This is a genomic window from Collinsella sp. AM09-41 (genome assembly GCF_003473245.1).
In the GTDB taxonomy this organism is placed as follows: domain Bacteria; phylum Actinomycetota; class Coriobacteriia; order Coriobacteriales; family Coriobacteriaceae; genus Collinsella.
Window position 1 is genome coordinate 1 of sequence record NZ_QRMJ01000024.1, and the last position, 1,430, is coordinate 1,430.

Below are 1,430 nucleotides of genomic sequence, written 5' to 3' on the forward strand. Positions count from 1 at the left end.
GAAGCGAGTGGCGAACGGCTGAGTAACACGTGGAGAACCTGCCCCCTCCCCCGGGATAGCCGCCCGAAAGGACGGGTAATACCGGATACCCCGGGGTGCCGCATGGCACCCCGGCTAAAGCCCCGACGGGAGGGGATGGCTCCGCGGCCCATCAGGTAGACGGCGGGGTGACGGCCCACCGTGCCGACAACGGGTAGCCGGGTTGAGAGACCGACCGGCCAGATTGGGACTGAGACACGGCCCAGACTCCTACGGGAGGCAGCAGTGGGGAATCTTGCGCAATGGGGGGAACCCTGACGCAGCGACGCCGCGTGCGGGACGGAGGCCTTCGGGTCGTAAACCGCTTTCAGCAGGGAAGAGTCAAGACTGTACCTGCAGAAGAAGCCCCGGCTAACTACGTGCCAGCAGCCGCGGTAATACGTAGGGGGCGAGCGTTATCCGGATTCATTGGGCGTAAAGCGCGCGTAGGCGGCCCGGCAGGCCGGGGGTCGAAGCGGGGGGCTCAACCCCCCGAAGCCCCCGGAACCTCCGCGGCTTGGGTCCGGTAGGGGAGGGTGGAACACCCGGTGTAGCGGTGGAATGCGCAGATATCGGGTGGAACACCGGTGGCGAAGGCGGCCCTCTGGGCCGAGACCGACGCTGAGGCGCGAAAGCTGGGGGAGCGAACAGGATTAGATACCCTGGTAGTCCCAGCCGTAAACGATGGACGCTAGGTGTGGGGGGACGATCCCCCCGTGCCGCAGCCAACGCATTAAGCGTCCCGCCTGGGGAGTACGGCCGCAAGGCTAAAACTCAAAGGAATTGACGGGGGCCCGCACAAGCAGCGGAGCATGTGGCTTAATTCGAAGCAACGCGAAGAACCTTACCAGGGCTTGACATATGGGTGAAGCGGGGGAGACCCCGTGGCCGAGAGGAGCCCATACAGGTGGTGCATGGCTGTCGTCAGCTCGTGTCGTGAGATGTTGGGTTAAGTCCCGCAACGAGCGCAACCCCCGCCGCGTGTTGCCATCGGGTGATGCCGGGAACCCACGCGGGACCGCCGCCGTCAAGGCGGAGGAGGGCGGGGACGACGTCAAGTCATCATGCCCCTTATGCCCTGGGCTGCACACGTGCTACAATGGCCGGTACAGAGGGATGCCACCCCGCGAGGGGGAGCGGATCCCGGAAAGCCGGCCCCAGTTCGGATTGGGGGCTGCAACCCGCCCCCATGAAGTCGGAGTTGCTAGTAATCGCGGATCAGCATGCCGCGGTGAATGCGTTCCCGGGCCTTGTACACACCGCCCGTCACACCACCCGAGTCGTCTGCACCCGAAGTCGCCGGCCCAACCGAGAGGGGGGAGGCGCCGAAGGTGTGGAGGGTGAGGGGGGTGAAGTCGTAACAAGGTAGCCGTACCGGAAGGTGCGGCTGGATCACCTCCTTTCTAGGGAGA

General features: G+C 65.5%; 1 rRNA gene. It reads left to right on the forward strand.

Features of this window, described 5'->3' with window-relative positions:
* Nucleotides 1–1,421, forward strand: a 16S ribosomal RNA gene (locus DW112_RS09835); the annotation flags it as partial.
* Nucleotides 1,422–1,430: the final 9 nt, after the last annotated feature.